A 25,587-nucleotide genomic window follows, 5' to 3' on the forward strand; every position below is an offset into this window, starting at 1 on the left:
GCTGACACTGCACTCTGCAATCCATATGAATTTGATAGGGAAGGAACACTACATGGCTCTTACTAAAGACCAACTGATCGCCGACATCGCTGAAGCTATCGACGCGCCGAAAACCACCGCGCGTAACGCTCTGGACCAACTGGGCCAAATCGTTGCCGATCAGCTGGAAAACGGCGGCGAAATCACCTTGCCAGGTATCGGCAAGCTGAAAGTGACCGAGCGTCCTGCCCGCACTGGCCGTAACCCTTCGACTGGCGCTGCCATCGAAATCCCTGCAAAGAAAGTGATCAAGCTGGTTGTGGCCAAAGGCCTGACCGACGCTGTGAACAAGTAAGACGCAGCGATAAAAAACCGTGCACCGGAGTGATCCGGGCACGGTTTTTTTGTGCCTGTGATTTGGCGAGGAATTGACCCCGCCTTGTAGGCGCTGTCGAGTGAAACGAGGCTGCGATCTTTTGATCTTGTTCTTCAGGATCAAGATCAAAAGATCGCAGCGTGCCGCAGCTCCTACAGCGGGGCAGTGATCAGTGTTAGCGAACCCAGCGCTCGCGGCGCCAGATCTGCTGCTCGGACTTGGTCTGGAACGTCCACGCCACAAAGCGGCTCTGCTTCTGCCCCTGCGACATCTCCACCACTTGGCTTTCCAGCACTCCGGCCTTTTTCAGCGCCGTTTCGATGGCCGGCAGGTTCGACGCTTTCGACACCAACGTGCTGAACCACAGCACTTTATGCTGGAAGTTCGCGCTCTCGGCGATCAGTTGCGTCACAAAGCGCGCTTCGCCACCTTCACACCACAGCTCCGCCGACTGGCCACCGAAGTTCAGCACCGGCAGTTTGCGTTTCGGATCAGCCTTGCCCAGTGCGCGCCATTTGCGCTCGCTGCCCTTGGTCGCTTCTTCCATCGAAGCGTGGAACGGCGGGTTGCACATGGTCAGGTCAAAGCGCTCACCCGGCTCCAGCAAGCCGATCAGGATGTGCTTGCGGTTTTCCTGTTGGCGCAGCTGGATGACCTTGCTCAGATCGTTGGACTGAACGATGGCTCTGGCGGCCGCCACGGCGGTCGGGTCGATTTCCGAGCCGAGGAAGTGCCAGCGATATTCGCTGTTGCCGATCAGCGGGTACACGCAGTTGGCGCCCATGCCGATGTCCAGTACGTTGACGATCGCGCCGCGCGGGACTTTACCGTCGTTCATGCTCGCCAGCAGATCCGCGAGGAAGTGCACGTAATCGGCACGGCCCGGCACCGGTGGGCAGAGGTAGTCCGCCGGGATGTCCCAATGCTGGATGCCATAAAATGCCTTGAGCAGCGCCCGGTTGAACACGCGTACCGCATCGGGGCTGGCGAAGTCGATGCTTTCCTTGCCGTACGGGTTGGTGATCACGAACTTCGCCAGTTCCGGCGTGGTCTTGATCAACGCCGGGAAGTCGTAGCGACCCTGATGGCGATTGCGCGGGTGCAGGCTGGCCTTTTCACGCGGCTCAACGGCTTTGGCCGGGGGCGCGGTGTCAGGCTTCTTGCGCGCAGGTTTGGGTGTGCGGGGGGCGTTCATGGGCGTGGTCGATTCGGGTATGGCTGAAAGTGGCGGGTATTGTCCCACATTGATGAGCCATGCGCCGAACCCATGTAGGAGCTGCCGAAGGCTACGATCTTTTGATGTTGATTTTTAGAAGCGAGATCAAAAGATCGTCCGATCGCGGCCCGAGCCTTCGGCAGCTCCTACAGGGGAAATGTGGTGTGGTCATAAAAAAGGGAGGCCACCTGGGCCTCCCTTTTTCATTGCGATTTGCCGTTACAGGCTGGCAATCCGCGCGTGCTGCTCGGCCAGTTTGCCCAAGGCTTGTTCAGCCTCGGCCAGTTTGGCGCGTTCCTTCTCGATGACTTCGGCCGGGGCCTTGTCAACGAAACCGGCGTTGGACAGTTTGCCGCCAACCCGCTGGACTTCGCCCTGCAGACGCAGGATTTCCTTGTCCAGACGCGCCAGTTCAGCGCCCTTGTCGATCAGACCGGCCATTGGCACCAGCACTTCCATCTCGCCAACCAGTGCGGTAGCGGACAGCGGGGCTTCTTCGCCAGCCTTCAGAACGGTGATCGATTCCAGACGCGCCAGCTTCTTCAGCAGCGCTTCGTTCTCGGTCAGACGGCGCTGGTCTTCAGCGCTGACGTTCTTCAGGTAGATCGGCAGTGGCTTGCCCGGGCCGATGTTCATTTCGCCACGGATGTTACGCGTGCCGAGCATCAGTTCCTTGAGCCATTCGATGTCGTCTTCGGCTGCCGGATCGATGCGCTCTTCGTTGGCCACTGGCCACGCTTGCAGCATGATCGTCTTGCCCTGAATGCCGGCCAGCGGCGCGATGCGCTGCCAGATTTCTTCAGTGATGAACGGCATGAACGGATGCGCCAGACGCAACGCCACTTCCAGTACACGCACCAGCGTACGGCGAGTGCCGCGCTGACGTTCAACCGGCGCGTTCTCGTCCCACAGCACCGGCTTGGACAGTTCCAGGTACCAGTCGCAGTACTGGTTCCAGATGAACTCGTACAGCGCTTGCGCGGCGAGGTCGAAACGGAACTGATCCAGCTGACGGGTCACTTCGGCTTCAGTGCGTTGCAGCTGCGAGATGATCCAGCGATCCGCCAGCGACAGCTCGTAGGCTTCGCCGTTCTGGCCGCAGTCTTCGCCCTTGTCCAGCACATAACGCGCGGCGTTCCAGATCTTGTTGCAGAAGTTGCGATAGCCTTCGACGCGGCCCATGTCGAACTTGATGTCGCGACCGGTCGAGGCCAGCGAGCAGAAGGTGAAGCGCAGGGCGTCGGTGCCGTAGCTGGCGATACCGTCGGCGAACTCGTCGCGGGTCTGCTTCTCGATCTTCTTCGCCAGTTTCGGCTGCATCATGCCGGAGGTGCGTTTCTGCACCAGTTCTTCCAGCTCGATACCGTCGATGATGTCCAGCGGGTCAAGGACGTTGCCCTTGGACTTGGACATCTTCTGGCCCTGGCCATCACGCACCAGACCGTGCACATAAACGGTCTTGAACGGAACCTGCGGCGTGCCGTCCTCGTTCTTGATCAGGTGCATCGTCAGCATGATCATCCGGGCGACCCAGAAGAAGATGATGTCGAAGCCGGTGACCAGCACGTCGGTGGAGTGGAATTTCTTCAGGAATTCGGTCTGTTCAGGCCAGCCCAGGGTGGAGAAGGTCCACAGGCCGGAACTGAACCAGGTGTCGAGTACGTCGTTGTCCTGTTGCAGCGCAATGTCCGGGCCGAGGTTGTGCTTGGCACGCACTTCGGCTTCGTCGCGGCCTACATAGACCTTGCCCGACTCGTCGTACCAGGCCGGAATCCGGTGGCCCCACCACAGCTGGCGGCTGATGCACCAGTCCTGGATGTCGCGCATCCACGAGAAGTACATGTTTTCGTACTGCTTCGGCACGAACTGGATACGGCCGTCTTCAACGGCGGCAATCGCAGGCTCGGCCAAGGGCTTGGTCGATACGTACCACTGGTCGGTCAGCCACGGCTCGATGATGGTGCCGGAGCGGTCGCCTTTCGGCACTTTCAGCGCGTGATCGTTGACGCTGACCAGGAGGCCGGCGGCGTCGAACGCAGCCACGATCTGCTTGCGCGCTTCGAAACGCTCGAGACCGGCGTATTCGGCCGGAATCTTGCCGTCGATGCTGTCATTCAGCGTGCCGTCGAGGTTGAACACCTGGGCCGCTGGCAGCACGTTGGCGTTCTTGTCGAAGATGTTCAGCAGCGGCAGGTTGTGGCGCTTGCCGACTTCGTAGTCGTTGAAATCGTGGGCCGGGGTGATTTTCACGCAACCGGTGCCGAATTCAGGATCGCAGTAATCGTCGGCGATGATCGGGATGCGGCGGCCAACCAGTGGCAGCTCGACGAATTTGCCGATCAGGGCTTTGTAGCGCTCGTCGTTCGGGTTAACCGCGACGGCGGAGTCGCCGAGCATGGTTTCCGGACGGGTGGTCGCGACGATCAGGAAATCGTTACCTTCAGCGGTTTTCACGCCATCGGCCAGCGGATACTTGAGGTTCCACAGGAAACCTTTCTCGTCGTGGTTTTCCACTTCGAGGTCGGAAATCGCCGTGTGCAGCTTGGTGTCCCAGTTGACCAGGCGCTTGCCGCGGTAGATCAGACCGTCTTCGTGCAGGCGCACGAACGCTTCTTTAACCGCTTCCGAGAGGCCGTCGTCCATGGTGAAGCGCTCGCGGCTCCAGTCGACGGACGAACCGAGGCGACGGATCTGACGGCTGATGTTGCCGCCGGACTGATCCTTCCATTCCCAGACTTTCTCGAGGAATTTTTCGCGGCCCAGATCGTGGCGATTCTGGCCGGTGGCTTCCAGTTGACGCTCCACCAGCATCTGCGTGGCGATACCGGCGTGGTCGGTGCCCGGCTGCCACAGGGTATTGCGACCCTGCATGCGGCGGAAACGGATCAGGGCGTCCATGATCGCGTTGTTGAAACCGTGACCCATGTGCAGGCTGCCGGTGACGTTCGGCGGCGGGATCATGATGGTGTAGGAGTCGCCCGCGCCTTGCGGGGCGAAGTAGTTCTCGGACTCCCAGGTGTTGTACCAGGAAGTTTCAATGGCGTGCGGCTGGTAGGTCTTATCCATGCGCGGCGGGACCCTATTGGCATTTATTCAGGAAAAGCCGGGAAGTATAGCGGGGCATGGGGCCGAGGGCGAGCGGGGCGGGCCGGATGGAGACCTAAATGTGATCGCGAACTCTGTGGTGAGGGAGCTTGCTCCCGCTCGGCTGCGCAGCAGTCGTAAACCCTGCCACCCAGGCTTCGCGGACAAAACACTGTTGAATGGTTTTGGGGGCGCTTCGCACCCCAGCGGGAGCAAGCTCCCTCGCCACAAAAAATACCGAAGGCCGGGTTATTCGTACTGGCTCAGCAACCGTTCCATGCGCGCGTCGAGGCGGCGTTTGATTTCGGTTTCGATGTGCGGCGCGAAGTCGTCGATCACATCTTGCATGATCAATTGCGCGGCGGCGCGCAGTTCGCTGTCCAGGTGGAGCAGGGCGTCCGGGCCTTTGGCAGCGGGCGCAGCAGGTTGTGCGGCGGGTGCAACGGGGGCGGGAGGCGGTTCGACGGCAGGCGGTTCGTTGCCGACCGCTTCGAACAACATAGGAATCTGTTCCTGTTCACCTTCGTCGACCGTGTCGGTCAACAGTGGTGGTTGCAGGTTGTCATCGCCGAGCAACTGGCGGATCGATTCAAGATCATCCAACAGGTGTGCGGACTTTTGTTGCGGTTTCGGAGTGTCCATTGGAATGCTCAGAGTCGCTGTAAACGGTGATCTTGCAGAGGATAGCCCTGTTCGCGGTAGAAACGGAAACTCTCCCGCGCGGCTGCTCGAATCGTCGGATCTTCAACCACCACTTCCGCCACTCGGGCGAATTTGTTGGCGAAGGCGGGGACTTTCAGGTCGAGGTTGACCAGCAAATCCTGATGCTGACCGCAGTCATCACCCACGCCCAAAACGATCAAGCCGTCCGGTTCGCTGTCGGCCGGGCCATGCGGCACGAAACTTTCGCCTTTAAATGCCCACAGCCGCGCATCGAGCGCGTCACGCTGAGCCGCGTCGCTGCAATGCAGATAGATGCGGTGCCCCATGCGCCAGGCTTTCTCGGTGAGCTTGCAGGCAAAGTCCAGGCGAGCCGAAGGATCGGCGCTGGGCAGGATATAGAAGTCGACTTTGGTCATTGCGGTTCCAGAGCAGCAAGCGGCGTCACCCGAAAGTGACGCCGCCCGTCAGCGGGTTCAGGCTTTGGCGCGATCCAGCAGGTACTGGGTCAGCAGAGGTACCGGACGGCCAGTGGCGCCCTTGTCCTTGCCGCCGCTGGTCCATGCGGTGCCCGCGATGTCCAGGTGCGCCCAGTTGAGGTTCTTGGTGAAGCGCGACAGGAAGCACGCAGCGGTGATGGTGCCGGCTTTTGGCCCGCCAATGTTGGCGATGTCGGCGAACGGGCTGTCCAGTTGCTCCTGGTACTCGTCGAACAGCGGCAGTTGCCAGGCGCGGTCGTCAGCGGCTTTGCCAGCAGTGAGCAGTTGGCCGATCAGCTCGTCGTTGTTGCCCAGCAGGCCCGAAGTGTGCGCACCCAAGGCAACGACGCACGCGCCGGTCAGGGTAGCGATGTCGATCACTGCTTGTGGCTTGAAGCGCTCGGAGTAGGTCAGTGCATCGCACAGCACCAGACGGCCTTCGGCGTCGGTGTTGAGGATTTCTACAGTCTGACCGCTCATGGTGGTGACGATGTCGCCCGGACGCGTGGCATTGCCGCTCGGCATGTTTTCCGCGCAAGCAAGGATGCACACCAGGTTGATCGGCAGTTTCAGCTCAAGCACGGCACGCAGGGTACCGAACACGGAGGCAGCGCCGCCCATGTCGTACTTCATTTCGTCCATGCCGGCGCCCGGTTTCAGGCTGATGCCGCCGGTGTCGAAGGTGATGCCTTTACCGACCAGGGCATACGGCTTCTCGGATTTCTTGCCGCCGTTGTATTGCATGACGATCAGGCGTGGCGGCTGGGCGCTGCCCTGGCCAACGGCGTAGAACGAGCCCATGCCCAGCGACTTGATCTTCTTCTCGTCGAGCACTTCGACTTTCAGGTCCTTGAACTCTTTGCCCAGGTTCTTCGCTTGTTCGCCAAGGAAGGTCGGGTGGCAGATGTTCGGCGGCAGGTTGCCCAGATCGCGGGTGAAGGCCATGCCGTTGGCGATTGCAGTGGCGTGATTCACGGCGCGCTGTACTTCAGCTTGCGCAGCCTTGATGGTCAGCAGGGTGACTTTCTTCAGGGCGCGCGGTTCGGCTTTCTGGCTCTTGAACTGGTCGAACGTGTATTCGCCGTCCACCAGGGTTTCTGCCAGTAAACGGGTCTTGCCGTAGCTGTCGCGGCCTTTGACGATGACTTCATCCAGCGCCAGCACGGCGTCGCTGCCGCCCAGGCCTTTGAGTGTGTTGAGGATGCCGGCAACGATTTTGCGGAACGGACGGTCGCCCAGTTCTTCATCCTTGCCCACGCCGACCAGCAGCACGCGTTCGGCTTTGAGGTTTGGCAGGCTGTGCAGCAACAGACTCTGGCCAACCTTGCCGGCCAGATCGCCACGCTTGAGCACGGCGCTGATCGCGCCACCGCTCAGTTCGTCGACCTGTCTGGCGGCGGCGCCGAGTTTGCGGCCTTCGCCGACGGCAACCACCAGGGTGGCGGTTTTCAACGTTTCTGGGCTAACGCTTTTTACAACCAGTTCCATGTCCGGATCCCTGAATGAATGGTCAACACGCAGGCGTTCGACGGTGTCCGCTGTCGCCTGCTTATAGATAGAAGAGGCGCAGGCCAAAGCCTGCGACAAGGGCCGCAGTTTGAACCTCGCTCCCCGCGCCTGACAACCCTAGGGGGCGTTCTCAATTAGTTTCCACGCCGCGTTGTCGCCTTAAAGCCAGCCAGGCAAGGCGCAGGCCGCTGGGAATGGTTGTTCCCTTTCCAAGGCCTGCAACGCAGACTGGCCGGCTTTAAGGCACAACCCGAAGGGCCGGGCCTGCTGTTGTGCAGGGCTGCGTTGCTCGAAGCTTATTTGGAATGACCAAACCACGCTTCTCGCGCCTTGCCCTGCACAACAGCAGACCCGGCGCGGTGTGAAAACTAATTGAGAACGCCCCCTAGGTTGTACGATCTGCAAAGGATTACAGACATGGATGAGTGTGCGCAGTGACAGGCGCCCTCAATCACAGGATAATGCCGCATCTTTTTTCGACGGCTCTGCGTTGCGGGCCGGTCGATGTGTTTGCTTGTTTGGCCGCCTTAGCCTGACAACCCTGGAGTGTCTGGTTTGATCGTCTTCCGTTATCTGTCCCGCGAAGTCCTGTTGACCCTCAGTGCCGTGAGTGCCGTGCTGTTGGTCATCATCATGAGCGGTCGCTTCATCAAATACCTCGCTCAGGCCGCTGCCGGCCAGCTCGATCCGGGTTCGCTGTTCCTGATCATGGGCTATCGCCTGCCGGGTTTCCTGCAGCTGATTCTGCCGCTGGGCCTGTTCCTCGGGATCCTGCTGGCGTACGGTCGCCTGTACCTGGAAAGCGAGATGACTGTGCTTTCGGCCACCGGCATGAGCCAGCAGAAGCTGTTTCGCATGACCTTGTTTCCAGCGACCCTGGTTGCGCTGGTCGTAGCGTGGCTGAGCCTGGGCCTGGCCCCGCAAGGCGCCAACCAGTTCCAGTTGCTGCTGAACAAGCAGGACGCCCTGACTGAATTCGACACCCTCGAGCCAGGTCGCTTCCAGGCCCTGCGTGACGGCACTCGGGTCACCTACACCGAAACCTTGAGCGACGATCGCGTCAATCTCGGCAGCGTGTTCATTTCGCAGAAAAACCTCGGTGCCGATCAAAAGGATCGCGGGATTTCCGTGCTGGTGGCTGAAAAGGGCCGTCAGGAAGTACGCCCCGACGGCAATCGTTACCTGATTCTCGACAACGGTTACCGCTACGACGGCAGCCCGGGTCAGGCCGATTACCGCGCCATTCACTACGAAACCTACGGTGTGCTGTTGCCCAAACCGGACGTCAGCGAAGAAGTCACCGACCGTGACGCCATGCCGACTTCGTCCCTGCTGGGCAGCGATGACATCCGCTCCAAAACCGAGCTGCAATGGCGTATGTCCCTGCCGCTGCTGGTGTTTATCGTGACCCTGATGGCGGTGCCGCTGTCGCGAGTCAATCCGCGCCAAGGGCGTTTCCTCAAGCTGCTGCCGGCGATTCTTCTTTATATGGCTTACCTGACCATCCTGATTGCCGCCCGCGGCGCCCTTGAAAAAGGCAAGATCCCGCCGGCCCTCGGCCTGTGGTGGGTACACGCGATCTTCCTGTTCATCGGTCTCGGCCTGCTCTATTGGGAGCCGCTGCGCCTGAAGCTGGCCAGCCGTCGCGCTGCAGCGCTGGAGGTGGCCCGTGGTTAAACTCGACCGCTACATCGGCAGCAGCGTGTTCATGGCGATCATCGCCGTGCTGGCAATCATTCTCGGCCTGGCAACCTTGTTTGCCTTCATCGATGAGATGGGTGATGTCAGCGACACCTACACCCTCGTTGATGTGTTGAGCTTCGTGTTGCTGACCGCGCCACGCCGTCTCTACGAAATGCTGCCGATGGCCGCATTGATCGGCTGTCTGATCGGTCTCGGCAGTCTGGCCAGCAGCAGTGAGCTGACGGTCATGCGTGCCGCTGGCGTGTCCATCGGCCGGATCGTCTGGGCCGTGATGAAGCCGATGCTGGTGCTGATGCTAGCCGGCGTGTTGATCGGCGAATACGTCGCTCCGGCAACTGAAAGTATGGCGCAGGCCAATCGCTCGCTGGCGCAAGGCAGCGGCGACGCACAAAGCGCCAAGCACGGTATGTGGCACCGCCAGGGTGAAGAGTTCATTCACATCAACGCCGTGCAACCGAACGGCCTGTTGTATGGCGTGACGCGCTATCACTTCGATAAAGAGCGCCACCTGCTGAGTTCGAGCTTCGCCAAGAAAGCCGAGTTTGACGGCAATCACTGGCAGCTCACCGATGTCGCGACCACCGTGTTCCATGAGCGCAGCACGGAAGTGGTGAACACCCCGACCGAGCGTTGGGACGTGTCCCTGAGCCCGCAATTGCTGAGCACCGTGGTCATGGCTCCGGAATCGCTGTCGATCAGCGGTCTGTGGGGTTACATCCACTATCTGGCCGAGCAGGGCCTGAGCAATGGCCGTTACTGGCTGGCATTTTGGGTCAAGGTGTTGCAGCCACTGGTGACCGCAGCGCTGGTGCTGATGGCGATCTCTTTCATCTTCGGGCCGTTGCGCTCGGTGACCCTCGGTCAGCGGGTGTTTACCGGCGTACTGGTGGGCTTCACCTTCCGTATCGTCCAGGATTTGCTTGGCCCTTCGAGCCTGGTGTTCGGCTTCTCACCGTTGTTTGCGGTGCTGGTGCCGGCCGGGGTCTGTGCGTTGGCGGGTGTCTGGCTGCTTAGACGAGCCGGTTGATGAACAAGCTTTCATCGACTGTTTAACCTTGAAAACGCCTCGGTCGACAGATCGGGGCGTTTTTGCATGCAATCCGGGTGACAGGCGAACGTGACGCTTGCGCCGTGTATCAGGTACAATTCCCGGCTATTTTTCGGCGGGCTATGCCTGCAGCCTTTTTGAGTGTTGATCCGTGAGTGATTTGAGTCATATCCGCAATTTCTCCATCATCGCCCACATTGACCATGGCAAGTCGACGCTGGCCGATCGCTTCATCCAGATGTGCGGCGGCCTGGCCGAGCGTGAAATGGAAGCCCAGGTACTGGATTCCATGGATCTGGAGCGTGAACGCGGGATCACCATCAAGGCCCACAGCGTCACCCTCTATTACAAAGCCAAAGATGGCGTTACCTACCAGCTGAACTTCATTGACACCCCGGGCCACGTTGACTTCACCTACGAAGTCAGCCGTTCCCTGGCCGCGTGTGAAGGCGCCTTGCTGGTGGTCGACGCGGGTCAGGGCGTTGAAGCCCAGTCCGTGGCCAACTGCTACACCGCGATCGAGCAGGGCCTTGAGGTCATGCCGGTGCTGAACAAGATCGACCTGCCGCAGGCCGAGCCAGACCGCGTCAAGGACGAGATCGAGAAGATCATCGGCATCGACGCCACCGACGCCGTCACCTGCAGCGCCAAGACCGGCCTGGGCGTCGACGAAGTGCTCGAGCGTCTGGTCGCGACCATTCCTGCGCCAACCGGCAACATCGAAGATCCGCTGCAAGCGTTGATCATCGACTCCTGGTTCGACAACTACCTGGGCGTTGTTTCCCTGGTGCGCGTGCGCCATGGCCGCGTGAAGAAGGGCGACAAGATCCTCGTCAAGTCCACCGGCAAGGTGCACCTGGTCGACAGCGTCGGCGTGTTCAATCCGAAGCACACGGCCACCGTTGACCTCAAGGCCGGCGAAGTGGGCTTCATCATCGCCAGCATCAAGGACATCCACGGTGCACCGGTCGGTGACACCCTGACCCTGAGCTCGACCCCGGATGTCCCGGTACTGCCCGGCTTCAAACGCATCCAGCCACAGGTTTACGCCGGTCTGTTCCCGGTCAGCTCCGACGACTTCGAAGATTTCCGCGAAGCGCTGCAGAAACTGACCCTGAACGACTCGTCGCTGCAATACACCCCGGAAAGCTCTGACGCACTGGGCTTCGGCTTCCGTTGCGGCTTCCTCGGCATGCTGCACATGGAAATCATCCAGGAGCGCCTTGAGCGCGAATACGACCTGGACCTGATCACCACGGCGCCGACGGTAATTTTCGAGCTGGTGCTGAAAACCGGTGAAACGATTTACGTCGACAACCCATCGAAGCTTCCAGATGTCTCGGCCATCGAGGACATGCGCGAGCCGATCGTGCGCGCCAATATCCTCGTGCCGCAGGAGCATCTGGGCAACGTCATCACCCTGTGCATCGAGAAGCGCGGCGTTCAAGTCGACATGCTGTTCCTCGGTAATCAGGTGCAAGTCACCTACGACCTGCCGATGAACGAAGTGGTGCTGGACTTCTTCGACCGTCTCAAATCCACCAGCCGCGGCTATGCTTCGCTGGATTACCATTTCGATCGTTACCAATCGGCTAATCTGGTGAAACTGGACGTGCTGATCAACGGCGACAAGGTCGATGCCCTCGCATTGATCGTGCACCGCGACAATTCGCACTTCAAAGGTCGCCAGTTGACCGAGAAGATGAAAGAGCTGATTCCTCGTCAGATGTTCGACGTGGCGATTCAGGCCGCCATCGGTGGTCAGATCGTTGCCCGGACAACCGTCAAGGCACTCAGAAAGAACGTATTGGCCAAATGCTACGGCGGTGACGTAAGCCGTAAGAAGAAACTGCTTGAGAAGCAAAAGGCCGGTAAGAAACGCATGAAGCAGGTCGGCAACGTGGAAATTCCACAAGAAGCCTTCCTTGCCGTGCTCAGGTTGGAATAGTCAGGTCCTATGTCACTAAATTTCCCGCTGTTGCTGGTCATCGCCGTGTTCGTCTGCGGCCTGTTGGCGTTGCTTGATCTGTTGATCCTGGCGCCGCGTCGCCGGGCGGCCATTGCCTCTTATCAAGGCAGTGTCAGCCAGCCCGATGTCGTGGTGGTCGAGAAACTGAACAAAGAGCCGCTGCTGGTTGAATACGGAAAATCGTTCTTCCCGGTGTTGTTCATTGTGCTGGTGCTGCGTTCATTCCTCGTGGAACCGTTCCAGATCCCGTCGGGTTCGATGAAACCAACCCTGGACGTCGGCGACTTCATTCTGGTGAGCAAGTTTTCTTACGGGATCCGCCTGCCGGTGATCGACAAGAAAATCATCGAAGTCGGTGACCCGCAGCGTGGCGATGTGATGGTGTTCCGCTACCCAAGCGATCCGAACGTCAACTACATCAAGCGTGTAGTGGGTCTGCCGGGCGACACGGTGCGTTACACCGCTGACAAGCGTCTGTTTGTGAATGGCGAATCGATTGCCGAGCAGATGGTCGGCGCCGAGCCGGGCACGCTGGGCAGCGCCGAGTTGTACAAAGAGAAACTGGGCGCCGCCGAGCATCTGATCCGCAAGGAAATGAGCCGCTACCGCGCCACGCCGGACCGCTCATGGACAGTGCCCGCCGGGCACTACTTCATGATGGGCGACAACCGCGACAACTCGAATGACAGTCGCTACTGGGATGATCCGAACATTCCCAAGGATCTGCTGGGCATGGTTCCCGACCAGAATATCGTCGGCAAGGCCTTCGCGGTCTGGATGAGCTGGCCGGAGCCGAAACTCAGTCACCTGCCGAATTTCTCGCGGGTTGGCCTGATCAAGTAATCACACACGGCGCTGTTGACCACAGCGCCGAATGCATTTCTGGAGCCGGCACAATCGGCTTCGCAATCGCCAGGATTTAATTTTTGAACACAGCGTTAATTGTCCCAGGCCTGCGCCGCATCCCGGCGATGGCAGTGGAATCCAGCCACGAACTCAGCGTGGGTAAACCGTGAGCGTTTCTCTAAGCCGTCTCGAGCGCCAGCTCGGTTACACCTTCAAGGATCAGGAGCTGATGCTGCTGGCCCTTACGCACCGCAGTTTTGCCGGGCGCAACAACGAACGCCTGGAATTTCTCGGTGATGCCATCCTCAACTTCGTCGCCGGCGAGGCGCTCTTTGATCGCTTCCCGCTGGCCCGCGAAGGCCAGTTGTCGCGTCTGCGCGCACGCCTGGTAAAAGGTGAGACGCTGGCCGTACTGGCTCGCGGCTTTGACCTTGGCGATTACCTGCGACTGGGTTCCGGTGAGTTGAAAAGTGGCGGTTTCCGTCGCGAATCGATTCTGGCCGATGCCCTCGAAGCCTTGATCGGTGCGATCTATCTCGACGCCGGCATGGACATGGCGCGCGAGCGTGTGCTGGCCTGGCTGGCCGGTGAGTTCGAAGGCCTGACGCTGGTCGACACCAACAAGGATCCGAAGACCCGCCTGCAGGAACACCTGCAATCGCGTGGTTGCGAACTGCCACGCTACGAAGTGGTGGATATCCAGGGCGAGCCGCACTGCCGAACCTTCTTCGTCGAGTGCGAAGTTGTCTTACTGAATGAAAAAAGCCGAGGTCAGGGTGTGAGCCGTCGTATTGCCGAACAGGTAGCGGCCGCCGCAGCACTGATTGCCCTGGGCGTGGAGAATGGCAATGACTGATACAAACGCAACTCGCTGTGGCTATGTTGCCATCGTCGGCCGTCCCAACGTCGGCAAGTCGACGCTGCTGAACCACATCCTTGGCCAGAAGCTTGCGATCACCTCGCGCAAGCCGCAAACCACTCGCCACAACATGCTCGGCATCAAAACCGAAGGTGACGTGCAGGCGATCTACGTCGATACCCCCGGGATGCACAAGGGTGGCGAAAAGGCTCTCAACCGTTACATGAACAAAACCGCTTCGGCGGCGTTGAAAGACGTTGATGTGGTGATCTTCGTGGTCGACCGCACCAAGTGGACCGACGAAGACCAGATGGTTCTCGAGCGCGTTCAGTACGTCACCGGCCCGTTGATCGTCGCGCTGAACAAGACCGATCGCATCGAAGACAAAGCCGAGCTGATGCCGCACCTGAGCTGGTTGCAGGAGCAGTTGCCGAACGCGCAGATCATCCCGATCTCCGCACAGCACGGGCACAACCTCGAAGCGCTGGAAAAGGTCATTGCCGAACACCTGCCGGAGAACGATCACTTCTTCCCGGAAGACCAGATCACCGACCGCAGCAGCCGTTTCCTTGCCGCCGAACTGGTACGCGAGAAAATCATGCGCCAGATGGGCGCCGAGCTGCCGTACCAGATCACCGTGGAAATCGAAGAGTTCAAGCAGCAGGGCAAGACCTTGCACATTCATGCTTTGATTCTCGTTGAGCGCGACGGCCAGAAGAAGATCATCATTGGCGACAAGGGCGAGCGCATCAAACGCATCGGCACCGAAGCGCGCAAGGACATGGAGCTGCTGTTCGACTCCAAGATCATGCTCAACCTGTGGGTCAAGGTGAAGGGCGGCTGGTCCGACGACGAGCGTGCGCTGCGTTCGCTGGGTTACGGCGACCTGTAACCACCAGTTTCACTGTGCGAGCGGGCTTCTGTGGCGAGGGAGCTTGCTCCCGCTCGGCTGCGAAGCCGTCGTAAAATCGGCCGCCTCGGTGTGCCTGACACACCAAATCGCTGATCTTGGGGCTGCTTCGCAACCCAGCGGGAGCAAGCTCCCTCGCCACAATTGATGATCTTCAGAGATCTTTCGGCTTATGTCGCAAACCCCACCTCCCGCCCAACCCGCCTACGTCCTGCACAGTCGCGCCTACCGCGAAACCAGCGCCTTGGTGGATTTCCTCACGCCGCAAGGGCGGTTGCGGGCGGTGTTGCGCAGTGCGCGGGGCAAGGCCGGGACATTGGCGCGGCCGTTCGTGTCGCTGGAAGTCGAATTCCGTGGCAAGGGTGAGCTGAAGAACGTCGGGCGCATGGAGAGTTCTGGTACTTCGGCGTGGCTTAATGGTGAGGCGCTGTTCAGCGGTCTCTATCTCAATGAGTTGCTGATTCGCCTGTTGCCCGCCGAAGACCCGCATCCGGATGTATTCGATCATTACGCCGCGACCTTGCTGGCATTGGCGGAAGGGCGGCCATTGGAGCCGTTGCTGCGCTCCTTCGAGTGGCGGCTTTTGGACGATCTCGGTTACGGTTTTTCCCTGAACACCGATATCCACGGCGAGCGCATTGCGCCGGATGGCCTCTATCGTCTGCAAGTGGATGCGGGGCTTGAGCGGGTCTTCCTGCTGCAACCCGGCCTGTTCAACGGCGTCGAATTACTGGCCATGGCCGAAGCCGACTGGACCGCCCCCGGTGCTTTGTCCGCCGCCAAGCGTCTGATGCGTCAGGCTCTGGCCGTTCACTTGGGTGGTCGCCCCCTCGTCAGCCGCGAGCTATTTCGTAAGCCCTGATATGCTGTGCGCCGAATCTCTCAATTCAGGAGCGCGCATCCGTGACCACCAGCAATCGCATTCTTCTTGGCGTGAATATCGACCACGTCGCCACCCTGCGTCAGGCCCGTGGCACGCGCTACCCGGATCCGGTCAAGGCGGCGCTGGACGCGGAAGAGGCGGGTGCCGATGGCATTACTGTGCACCTGCGTGAAGACCGCCGGCACATTCAGGAGCGCGACGTACTGCTGCTCAAGGACGTGCTGCAAACCCGCATGAACTTCGAAATGGGCGTCACCGAGGAAATGATGGCGTTTGCCGAACGCATCCGCCCGGCGCACATCTGCCTGGTCCCGGAAACCCGTCAGGAACTGACTACCGAGGGCGGTCTGGACGTAGCGGGGCAGGAGGAGCGGATCAAGGCTGCTGTTGAGCGTCTGTCGAAGATCGGCAGTGAAGTGTCGCTGTTTATCGATGCCGATGAACGTCAGATCGCTGCGTCGAAGCGCGTCGGTGCGCCGGCCATCGAGCTGCACACCGGGCGTTATGCCGATGCAGAAACCCCGACCGAAGTGGCAGAAGAATTGAAGCGTGTGGCGGACGGCGTGGCCTTTGGTCTGGCCCAAGGCTTGATCGTCAACGCGGGTCACGGCTTGCATTACCACAACGTTGAAGCCGTAGCGGCGATCAAAGGCATCAACGAACTGAACATCGGCCATGCGCTGGTGGCGCATGCGTTGTTCGTCGGCTTCAAGTCCGCTGTTTCCGAAATGAAAGCGTTGATTCTGGCTGCTGCTCTCAAGGGCTAAGATCAAAAGATCGCCGCCTTCGGCAGCTCCTACAGGGTTATGTGTACACCTGTAGGAGCTGCCGAAGGCGGCGATCTTTTGCTTTAAAGAGGGGCAGGCTCTTGCGCCGGTTTTGACTTGTCGATGCCGGGCACATGCAGATTGCCCTCTGCCACTTGATCGCCTTCAAGCTGCGGCTGGGTCACCCAGGTCAGAATGTCGTAGTAGCGACGGATGTTCGCCACGAAATGCACCGGCTCACCGCCACGGGCGTAGCCATAGCGGGTCTTGCTGTACCACTGCTTCTGCGACAAGCGCGGCAGGATCTTTTTCACGTCCAGCCATTTGTCCGGGTTCAACCCTTCCTTGGCCGTGAGCTTGCGCGCGTCATCGAGATGACCGCTGCCCACGTTATAGGCTGCCAAAGCAAACCAGGTGCGGTCTGGCTCCTTGATCGAATCGTCGAGCTGGTCCTTCATGTAAGCCAGGTACTTGGCGCCGCCCATGATGCTCTGCTTCGGATCGAGGCGGTTGGACACGCCCATCGCCTGTGCTGTGTTCTGGGTCAGCATCATCAGCCCGCGCACGCCGGTTTTCGAGGTGACCGTCGGTTGCCACAGCGATTCCTGATAACCAATGGCCGCCAACAGGCGCCAGTCGACTTTCTCTTTCTTCGCGTAATTCTTGAAGTGCTGTTCGTATTTCGGCAGACGCTGCTGCAAGTGCTGGGCGAAGGTCGTGGCGCCCATGTAGCCGAGGACGTCGACGTGGCCGTAGTAACGATCCTTCAAGCGTTGCAGGGTGCCGTTCTTCTGCACCTTGTCCAGATACGCGTTGATCTCGTTGAGCAGGCTGTTGTCTTCGCCCGGGCCGACCGCCCAGCTCTGACTGCGCGCATCGCCGAGGTCAAAAGCCACGCGGATGTTGGTGAAGTACACCTGGTTCATCGCCACTTCGTTGGAGTCGACCAGGGTCAGGTCGATCTGGCCTTCATCGACCATGCGCAGCAGGTCGACCACTTCAACCGCGTCGGACTCTTCGTATTCGATGCCGGGGAATTTCTTTTTCAGCTCCGCCAGTTGTTCGGCGTGGGTGCTGCCTTTAAGCACCATGATCTTCTTGCCGACCAGATCACCGGGATCGGTCGGCCGCGACTGGCCGTTGCGATAAATGATCTGCGGGGTGACTTCGAGGTAGGAGTGCGAGAAACGCACCTGCTTTTTGCGCTGCTCGCTGCTGACCAGACCGGCGGCAGCCAGCACCGGGCCATTCGGTTTGCCAATCTGGTCGAACAAGTCGTCGAGGTTGTCGGCGGTCTCGATCTTCAGTTCAACACCCAAATCGTCGGCGAAACGCTTCACCAGCTCGTATTCGAAGCCGGTTTCACCGCTGCGATCCTGAAAGTAGGTGGCGGGGCTGTTACGGGTAATCACCCGCAGCACACCATCCTCCTTTACGCGCTCGAGTGTGTTGGGTTTATCAACACAGCCACCGAGCATCAGGAAGAGTCCGGTTGCGATCAGCCATTTGGCGTACCGCGGACGCAAAGCCGTTGGGAAAAACATCTGCGCAGTATACGCAAACGGCCGCGGGCGCCATATCTCGACAGTGAGGGGGTTGTCTGCTAGAGATCACAAAACTGCACGAAACCCCGCAGGATCAAGGCTTGACGGCATTTTGTTACAGTAAAAATAAGCCTGCATCAGACCCCCGTTAAATCTGACTTCAAAGGCAGAAACACAGATTGATATTCGAGTGCAACCGTGCGTAGCGTTTCGGGTGATGTTGAGGGCGGTTTAGGCTAGAATGCACGGCCTCAAAGCACACCCCTTCCCGAGGCTGTCCCGAAGATGTTGATCCTGCGCGGCGCTCCTGCCCTTTCTGCCTTTCGCCACAGCAAACTCCTTGAGCAACTGAGCCAGAAGGTTCCAGCTGTCAGTGGCCTGTATGCTGAATTCGCTCACTTCGCCGAAGTCACCGGCGTCCTGACCGGCGACGAACAGCAGGTGCTTGCGCGCCTTCTGAAGTACGGCCCAAGCGTTCCGGTACAAGAGCCGACCGGTCGTCTGTTTCTGGTGTTGCCGCGTTTCGGCACCATCTCGCCATGGTCGAGCAAGGCCAGCGACATCGCCCGCAACTGCGGTCTGAGCAAGATTCAGCGCCTGGAGCGCGGTATCGCGTTCTACGTCGCCGGTCAGTTCAGCGACACCGAAGCCCAGCAGATTGCCGACGTACTGCATGACCGCATGACGCAAATCGTTCTGGCCAATCAGGAACAGGCTGCCGGCCTGTTCAGCCACGCCGAGCCGAAGCCGCTGACCGCGATCGACATCCTCGGTGGCGGTCGCGCCGCGCTGGAAAAGGCCAACACCGAGCTGGGCCTGGCCCTGGCCGAAGACGAGATAGACTACCTGGTCAACGCCTTTAACGGTCTCAAGCGCAACCCGCATGACATCGAACTGATGATGTTCGCCCAGGCCAACTCCGAGCATTGCCGCCACAAGATCTTCAACGCCAGTTGGGATATTGATGGTGAGAACCAGGAAAAAAGCCTGTTCGGCATGATCAAGAACACCTACGTGATGCACAGCGAAGGCGTTCTGTCGGCTTATAAGGACAACGCCTCGGTGATCGTCGGCAACGTTGCCGGCCGTTTCTTCCCGAACCCTGAAACCCGCCAGTACGGCGCGGTGCAGGAGCCGGTGCACATCCTGATGAAGGTAGAAACCCACAACCACCCGACGGCGATTGCCCCGTTCCCGGGCGCATCGACCGGTTCCGGTGGCGAGATCCGTGACGAAGGTGCAACCGGCCGTGGCGCCAAGCCAAAGGCTGGTCTGACCGGTTTCACCGTATCGAACCTACAGATCCCGGGCTTCGAACAACCGTGGGAAGTGCCGTACGGCAAGCCTGAGCGCATCGTTACCGCGCTGGACATCATGATCGAAGGCCCGCTCGGCGGCGCTGCGTTCAACAACGAATTCGGTCGTCCGGCCCTGACCGGCTACTTCCGTACCTTCGAACAATCGATCACCACTCCGCACGGTGACGAAGTTCGCGGTTACCACAAGCCGATCATGCTGGCCGGCGGCATGGGCAACATCCGCGAAGAACACGTCAAGAAAGGCGAAATCGTCGTTGGCTCCAAACTGATCGTGCTCGGCGGCCCGGCGATGCTGATCGGTCTGGGCGGCGGCGCCGCTTCCTCGATGGCCACCGGCACCAGCTCGGCGGATCTCGACTTCGCTTCCGTGCAGCGTGAAAACCCTGAAATGGAGCGTCGCTGCCAGGAAGTCATCGACCGTTGCTGGCAGCTGGGCGACAAGAACCCGATCAGCTTCATCCACGACGTCGGCGCGGGCGGTCTGTCCAACGCCTTCCCGGAACTGGTCAACGACGGCGACCGCGGTGGCCGTTTCGAACTGCGCAACATTCCCAACGACGAGCCGGGCATGGCCCCGCACGAAATCTGGTCCAACGAATCCCAGGAGCGTTACGTTCTGGCGGTCGGCCCGGAAGACTTCGAGCGCTTCCAGGCGATCTGCGAACGCGAGCGCTGCCCGTTTGCCGTAGTGGGTGAAGCCACTGCCGAGCCGCAACTGACCGTGACCGACAGCCATTTCGGCAACAACCCGGTGGACATGCCACTGGAAGTGTTGCTGGGCAAAGCGCCGCGCATGCACCGTTCGGTGGTTCGCGAAGCCGAGCTGGGCGATGACTTCGATCCGTCTAACCTCGACATCACCGAGTCCATCGAGCGCGTTCTGCATCACCCGGCCGTGGCGAGCAAGAGCTTCCTGATCACCATCGGCGACCGCACCATCACCGGCCTCGTGGCCCGTGACCAAATGGTCGGCCCATGGCAGGTTCCGGTGGCCGACGTTGCTGTCACCGCCACCAGTTTCGACGTCTACACCGGTGAAGCGATGGCGATGGGCGAGCGCACTCCGCTGGCACTGCTGGACGCTCCGGCGTCGGGCCGCATGGCCATCGGCGAAACCCTGACCAACATTGCCGCTTCGCGCATCAACAAGCTCTCCGACATCAAACTGTCGGCGAACTGGATGTCCGCTGCCGGCCACCCGGGCGAAGACGCGCGTCTGTACGACACCGTGAAAGCGGTCGGCATGGAACTGTGCCCTGAGCTGGGCATCACCATTCCGGTGGGCAAGGACTCGATGTCCATGGCCACTCGCTGGAACGACAACGGCGAAGAAAAAACCGTGACCTCGCCGATGTCGCTGATCGTGACCGGTTTCGCGCCAGTGGCTGACATCCGTCAGACCCTGACCCCGGAACTGCGCATGGACAAGGGCACCACCGACCTGATCCTGATCGACCTCGGTCGCGGTCAGAACCGTATGGGCGCCTCGATCCTCGCTCAGGTGCACGGCAAACTCGGCAAACACGCACCGGACGTCGATGACGCCGAAGACCTGAAAGCCTTCTTCGCGGTGATCCAGGGCCTCAACGCCGACGGTCACCTGCTGGCTTACCACGACCGTTCCGACGGTGGTCTGCTGACCTCCGTGGTGGAAATGGCCTTCGCCGGCCACTGCGGCCTGAGCCTGAACCTCGACAGCGTTGCCGAGTCCTCGGCAGAAATCGCTGCGATCCTGTTCAACGAAGAGCTGGGAGCGGTGATCCAGGTTCGTCAGGACGCCACGCCAGACATCCTCGCGCAGTTCAGCGCAGCCGGTCTGGGCGACTGCGTGTCGGTGATCGGTCAGCCGATCAACAACGGCCAGATCAACATCACCTTCAACGGTGACACCGTGTTCGAAGGCCAGCGTCGTCTGCTCCAACGTCAGTGGGCCGAGACCAGCTATCAGATCCAGCGTCTGCGTGACAACGCTGACTGCGCCGAACAAGAGTTCGATGTGCTGCTGGAAGAAGACAACCCGGGCCTGAGCGTCAAGCTCAGCTACGACGTCAACCAGGACATCGCCGCGCCTTACATCAAGAAAGGTATTCGCCCACAGGTTGCCGTGCTGCGTGAGCAGGGCGTCAACGGTCAGGTGGAAATGGCCGCTGCGTTCGACCGCGCCGGTTTCAACGCGATCGACGTGCACATGAGCGACATTCTCGCCGGCCGTGTCGACCTGAACGAGTTCAAAGGTCTGGTGGCGTGCGGTGGTTTCTCCTACGGCGACGTACTTGGCGCCGGTGAAGGCTGGGCCAAATCGGCACTGTTCAACAGCCGCGCCCGTGATGCGTTCCAGGGTTTCTTCGAACGTAACGACAGCTTCACCCTCGGCGTGTGCAACGGTTGCCAGATGATGTCCAACCTGCACGAGCTGATCCCGGGCAGCGAGTTCTGGCCGCACTTCGTGCGCAACCGCTCCGAGCAGTTCGAAGCGCGTGTGGCGATGGTTCAGGTTCAGGAGTCGAACTCGATCTTCCTGCAGGGCATGGCCGGTTCGCGTATGCCGATCGCCATTGCTCACGGTGAAGGTCATGCCGAGTTCTCCAGCGAAGAAGCACTGCTGGAAGCCGATCTGTCCGGTTGTGTGGCGATGCGTTTCGTCGACAACCATGGCAAGGTCACCGAGCGTTACCCGGCCAACCCGAACGGTTCGCCGCGCGGGATTACCGGTCTCACCAGCCGTGATGGCCGTGTGACGATCATGATGCCGCACCCGGAGCGTGTGTTCCGCGCGGTGCAGAACTCGTGGCGTTCGGAAGACTGGAACGAGGACGCTCCTTGGATGCGCATGTTCCGTAATGCTCGCGTCTGGGTGAACTAAGGCCTGTGTACAAGCTGGCGTTTTTTGTTCCTGACAGTCATGTCGAGGTGGTCAAGGGGGCTGTGTTCGCTGCCGGTGGTGGGCGGATCGGTGACTATGACCACTGTGCGTGGCAGGTGCTTGGGTCTGGCCAGTTTCGACCTTTGGACGGGAGTCAGCCGTTCATTGGTGAAGCGGGGCAGGTTGAGCGGGTTGAGGAATGGAAAGTTGAGCTTGTGGTGGCGGATGAGTTGATCGTTGCTGTAGTGGCGGCGCTTAAGTTGAGCCATCCCTACGAGACACCGGCTTATGAGGTGTGGCGGCTGGAAGATTTCTGATCTTTCTTGCTGCTTAAACAGGAAACCTGCAGATGAGTGATTGTCTGCGGGTTTTTTGTTGCCTGCGATTTTCCGGGTAATAGGGTTCCAATGTGGGAGCGCGCCTGCTCGCGAAGGCGTCGGATCAGGCAATGATGTTCTGACTGATCGGGTACATATCCGTTGCTGCGGTAACGGCTGCTTAGGGTTCCGCCCTTACGGCGGGTCACCTTTTCCAAACGCCGAAAAGGTAACCCAAAAGGCTTGCCCCAACGTTCGGCCCACTCGCTAAAGCTCGGGGTTCCTTCGCTCCGGGACTCATCCGGGCGCATCGCCTACGGTTTGCTTCGCTGCACCTCCTCTCGATGCATTTGGCTGCGCCAAACGGTCGCTGCGCTCCCACCCCCGGATGAATCCCTCCACTCAGCCTGCCGACGGGGCCGGTGGATCAAGATCAAGAGCTGCAGCCGAGCTAACGCTCATCCTGTTGAGTGGGGCGGCTTTGCCGCTTGGGTTGGACTTACATTCACGCTCTGGGGGGGGGCGCCTGACAGTCGACCAATCTCCGAGGGTGTATTCGTTCCCCTGTAGGAGCTGCCGAAGGCTGCGATCTTTTGATTTTGATGTTGATGTTGAAACGTCAAAGTCAAAAGATCGCAGCCTTCGGCAGCTCCTACAGGGGGATGTTTTGTGTTTAAGAGTGTGTGGAATTACCAGAACCTTCCCACAAGGTTTTCAGGTTGTCCGTCGGACGTGTGGTCTCTAGGCTTTGGTTGTCACTGAATGTTCAGTGATCGGGTGTGAGAACCCGCAGAGCTTGAAACTAGCACCAGTACGACCATAATTGCCGCCGGCTCATTTGCCGTCGCAATGCTCTATGGCGGCTGTGTGCGGGCGGACTTCGGTCCGGCCGGTTTTCTGCTCACCGGTTTCTCACTCCGCACATAGCTGCCACCCTTTGCCACGTGAGAAATGGCTAAGGGTGGCTCCAAATATGAGTAGAGCTTTTATGAAAGACAAAATTGTCCCCGACCCACCTGAAACCCAAACCCCACTCGAAGAAGCCCTCCGCGCCGAAGACCAGGCCCGAAACCGCGAAGCCATCAAGCGCGCCCTCGACTTCTACCTGTGCCCCGAGCCTGCAAAGCCCCGCCGACCAAGCACCATGTTTATGGTCTGCCCCCAGGTCGATACCGAAAGCCTGCTCGCCCACGCTTGCGAATCGTTAGCCTCGGCAAGTATCGCCGCCAGCAACTTCGCCAATGAGCTAAGCGGTTCGCAGCGCAGTACGGCGTTAGGTATCCAGCAAATCGTCATGTTCGCCGAACTGGCGGTAAACCGGGCGCTGGACCGCGTCGATCCACAATCCTGACGACCGCGTTATCGTTGATCGCCAGCAGGCTGGCTCCCACAGTTTGAAAAACATTCCCCTGTGGGAGCTGGCTTGCCAGTGATGAGCTCGATCCAGACAACCCATGTCTGGCAGAACGCACACAGTCCACACTGTGGGAGCTAGCCTGCTAGCGATGAGGCCAGTCCAAACACCAGACTTCTAAACCTTGGCACTGACCTCACTGCGATTGACCAGCGCCTCAAGTGCGCCCCTCAAACTCGCAGCCTTGTCACCCACCAGCAAATGCCAAACGCCACCGTCCAACTGGCTGACACCCTGGCAGCCCAATTCCTTCAACTGCGCCTCGGACAGTGCTTTGCCATCCGCCAGCAGCAAGCGAATCCGGCTCATGGCAATGCAATCCAGTTGCAGCACATTGTCGCCACCGCCTAGTGCATTCAGCCATTTCTGTGCCTCGGCGCCTGCGACCATCACTGCTTTTGGCTCTTCGACAACTGCAACAGATTCGGCAATAACAGCACGTCCCAACGCCGGCATCGCCAAGCGAATTTCATCCGCAATGCTGTCAGCCAGCGGCCCGACCACCACCTGCAAACTCCCACCTTTACCCGGACGCACAACCGCCATCGCACCCAGCGCTTTCAGATCGGCATCCGAGGCCTTGTTGCGATCAACCATTTCCAGGCGCAATCGCGTGGTGCAAGCGCCAACAGTCAGCAGATTTTCAGCACCGCCCAGTGCCTTGATGTAGGCACTGGCGCGCTCGTTCTCAGTCAACACGGCTTTTTCACTGACAGCGACGTCCTCACGCCCCGGCGTCTTCAGATTGAAACGACGAATGCAGAAATCAAACACTGCGTAATACACCACGGCATAGGCCAGCCCGACCGGAACCACCAGCCAGCCATTGGTCGAGCGGCCCCAACCCAGCACCATGTCGATGAAGCCGCCAGAGAAGGTGAACCCCAAGTGAATGTTCAACGCATTGGTAATCGCCATCGACAACCCGGTCAGTAGCGCATGCAGCAGATACAGCAACGGCGCCAAAAACATAAAGGCGAACTCAATCGGCTCGGTCACCCCAGTCAAAAACGAAGTCAAAGCCATCGACAGAAAAATCCCGCCCATGACCTTGCGCCGCTCTGGCAGGGCGTTGCGGTACATCGCCAGGCACGCTGCCGGCAGGCCGAAGATCATCATCGGGAACATGCCGGTCATGAACTGGCCGCCCTTCGGATCGCCGGCGAAGTAACGCGACAGGTCGCCCGTCACCAAGGCCCCGGTAGTCGGATCGGTGAAGTTGCCGAACACAAACCACGCCATGTTGTTGAGGATGTGGTGCAGGCCGGTGACGATCAGCAGGCGGTTGAACACGCCAAACACGAACGCGCCGATACTGCCGCTTTCCATCATCAGCGCGCCGAAGGCGTTGATGCCATGCTGGATCGGCGGCCAGATATAGCCGAACACCACGCCCAGACCAACCGCCGCGAACCCGGTGACAATCGGCACAAACCGTCGGCCACCAAAGAACGCCAGGTACTCCGGCAGCTTGATGTCCTTGAAGCGGTTGTACAGCGCGCCAGCCATCAGGCCGCTGACGATCCCGGCGAGCATGCCCATGTTGATGCTCGCATCGAGCACTTTGAGGGTGGAGATCATCACCAGATAACCGATCACCCCGGCCAGACCCGCAGTGCCGTTGTTGTCCTTGGCGAAGCCAACGGCGATGCCGATGGCGAAGATCATCGCCAGGTTGGCGAAGATCACCTGACCGGCGTCGTGGATGATCGCGATGTTCAGCAGGTCGGTGTCACCCAGACGCAGCAGCAAACCGGCAATCGGCAGGATCGCGATCGGCAGCATCAGCGCACGGCCGAGGCGTTGCAGGCCTTCGATGAAGAGTTGGTACATGGTGGTTC

The 25,587-nt window shown here is 59.9% G+C and carries 19 protein-coding genes; 12 read left to right on the top strand and 7 right to left on the bottom strand.

The window, feature by feature from the left end:
- Window positions 1-52: 52 nt before the first annotated feature.
- Window positions 53-334, top strand: a complete 282-nt coding sequence (locus BK670_RS18685) for an HU family DNA-binding protein (RefSeq protein WP_003221909.1) — start codon at window positions 53-55, stop codon at window positions 332-334.
- A gap of 196 nt (window positions 335-530) precedes the next feature.
- On the opposite strand, the gene rlmF is transcribed toward BK670_RS18685, so the two are convergent.
- The 5 genes from rlmF to BK670_RS18710 all read right to left on the bottom strand — a co-directional run bounded on the left by rlmF (window position 531) and on the right by BK670_RS18710 (window position 7,282).
- The gene (rlmF, locus tag BK670_RS18690) at window positions 531-1,550 is read right to left on the bottom strand and encodes a 23S rRNA (adenine(1618)-N(6))-methyltransferase RlmF (RefSeq protein ID WP_123451884.1); all 1,020 of its coding nucleotides are present in this window, start codon (window positions 1,548-1,550) and stop codon (window positions 531-533) included.
- 240 nt (window positions 1,551-1,790) lie between these two features.
- Window positions 1,791-4,637, bottom strand: coding sequence for a valine--tRNA ligase (locus BK670_RS18695; RefSeq protein ID WP_123451886.1), 2,847 nt, complete (start codon window positions 4,635-4,637; stop codon window positions 1,791-1,793).
- A gap of 267 nt (window positions 4,638-4,904) precedes the next feature.
- Window positions 4,905-5,297, bottom strand: a complete 393-nt coding sequence (locus BK670_RS18700) for a DNA polymerase III subunit chi (protein ID WP_123451889.1) — start codon at window positions 5,295-5,297, stop codon at window positions 4,905-4,907.
- A gap of 8 nt (window positions 5,298-5,305) precedes the next feature.
- Window positions 5,306-5,734 (bottom strand): DNA polymerase III subunit chi, encoded by a 429-nt coding sequence (locus BK670_RS18705; RefSeq protein ID WP_123451891.1) that lies wholly within the window; start codon window positions 5,732-5,734, stop codon window positions 5,306-5,308.
- 57 nt (window positions 5,735-5,791) lie between these two features.
- Window positions 5,792-7,282 (bottom strand): leucyl aminopeptidase, encoded by a 1,491-nt coding sequence (locus BK670_RS18710; RefSeq protein ID WP_123451893.1) that lies wholly within the window; start codon window positions 7,280-7,282, stop codon window positions 5,792-5,794.
- A gap of 576 nt (window positions 7,283-7,858) precedes the next feature.
- Here BK670_RS18710 and lptF point away from each other — a divergent pair.
- The 8 genes from lptF (at window position 7,859) to pdxJ (ending at window position 16,289) form a co-directional block, all read left to right on the top strand.
- Window positions 7,859-8,980, top strand: a complete 1,122-nt coding sequence (gene lptF, locus BK670_RS18715; RefSeq protein WP_123451895.1) for an LPS export ABC transporter permease LptF — start codon at window positions 7,859-7,861, stop codon at window positions 8,978-8,980.
- Window positions 8,973-10,034 carry an LPS export ABC transporter permease LptG gene (lptG, locus tag BK670_RS18720; RefSeq protein WP_123451897.1) on the top strand — a complete coding sequence of 354 codons (1,062 nt, stop codon included), beginning with the start codon at window positions 8,973-8,975 and terminating at the stop codon, window positions 10,032-10,034. Before lptF ends, lptG begins: the two co-directional genes overlap by 8 nt.
- Before the next feature lie 172 nt (window positions 10,035-10,206).
- Entirely contained in the window at window positions 10,207-12,003 is a 1,797-nt protein-coding gene (lepA, locus tag BK670_RS18725) for a translation elongation factor 4 (protein WP_025112166.1), read from the top strand.
- Between the two features lie 9 nt (window positions 12,004-12,012).
- A complete protein-coding gene (gene lepB / locus BK670_RS18730; protein ID WP_016986098.1) occupies window positions 12,013-12,867 on the top strand; it encodes a signal peptidase I in 855 nt (284 codons plus the stop codon).
- Between the two features lie 169 nt (window positions 12,868-13,036).
- Complete coding sequence (rnc, locus tag BK670_RS18735) at window positions 13,037-13,726, top strand: ribonuclease III (RefSeq protein WP_093436904.1); 690 nt, start codon at window positions 13,037-13,039, stop codon at window positions 13,724-13,726.
- Window positions 13,719-14,621, top strand: a complete 903-nt coding sequence (gene era, locus BK670_RS18740; RefSeq protein ID WP_123451899.1) for a GTPase Era — start codon at window positions 13,719-13,721, stop codon at window positions 14,619-14,621. The genes rnc and era overlap by 8 nt, the downstream gene beginning before the upstream one ends.
- Before the next feature lie 190 nt (window positions 14,622-14,811).
- Window positions 14,812-15,501, top strand: a complete 690-nt coding sequence (gene recO, locus BK670_RS18750) for a DNA repair protein RecO (RefSeq protein ID WP_123451903.1) — start codon at window positions 14,812-14,814, stop codon at window positions 15,499-15,501.
- Window positions 15,502-15,542: 41 nt separating this feature from the next.
- Window positions 15,543-16,289: a pyridoxine 5'-phosphate synthase gene (gene pdxJ / locus BK670_RS18755; protein ID WP_047292711.1), complete on the top strand. Its 747-nt coding sequence runs from the start codon at window positions 15,543-15,545 to the stop codon at window positions 16,287-16,289.
- An 83-nt stretch (window positions 16,290-16,372) separates the two neighbouring features.
- On the opposite strand, the gene mltF is transcribed toward pdxJ, so the two are convergent.
- The gene (gene mltF / locus BK670_RS18760) at window positions 16,373-17,833 is read right to left on the bottom strand and encodes a membrane-bound lytic murein transglycosylase MltF (protein WP_081498726.1); all 1,461 of its coding nucleotides are present in this window, start codon (window positions 17,831-17,833) and stop codon (window positions 16,373-16,375) included.
- Between the two features lie 285 nt (window positions 17,834-18,118).
- On the opposite strand from mltF, the gene purL reads away from it, so the two are divergent.
- The 3 genes from purL to BK670_RS18775 all read left to right on the top strand — a co-directional run bounded on the left by purL (window position 18,119) and on the right by BK670_RS18775 (window position 23,683).
- Window positions 18,119-22,015, top strand: coding sequence for a phosphoribosylformylglycinamidine synthase (gene purL, locus BK670_RS18765; protein WP_123451905.1), 3,897 nt, complete (start codon window positions 18,119-18,121; stop codon window positions 22,013-22,015).
- A 5-nt stretch (window positions 22,016-22,020) separates the two neighbouring features.
- Window positions 22,021-22,332 (top strand): YqfO family protein, encoded by a 312-nt coding sequence (locus BK670_RS18770; RefSeq protein ID WP_095050948.1) that lies wholly within the window; start codon window positions 22,021-22,023, stop codon window positions 22,330-22,332.
- Between the two features lie 988 nt (window positions 22,333-23,320).
- The gene (locus BK670_RS18775; protein ID WP_123451907.1) at window positions 23,321-23,683 is read left to right on the top strand and encodes a DUF6124 family protein; all 363 of its coding nucleotides are present in this window, start codon (window positions 23,321-23,323) and stop codon (window positions 23,681-23,683) included.
- Between the two features lie 180 nt (window positions 23,684-23,863).
- Here the strand turns inward: BK670_RS18775 and nagE are convergent, their stop codons facing one another.
- Window positions 23,864-25,579, bottom strand: a complete 1,716-nt coding sequence (gene nagE / locus BK670_RS18780) for an N-acetylglucosamine-specific PTS transporter subunit IIBC (protein ID WP_123451909.1) — start codon at window positions 25,577-25,579, stop codon at window positions 23,864-23,866.
- Between the last annotated feature and the right edge of the window lie 8 nt (window positions 25,580-25,587).

The sequence above is a fragment of the Pseudomonas fluorescens genome, assembly GCF_003732425.1.
GTDB classification, from domain to species: domain Bacteria; phylum Pseudomonadota; class Gammaproteobacteria; order Pseudomonadales; family Pseudomonadaceae; genus Aquipseudomonas; species Aquipseudomonas fluorescens_BE.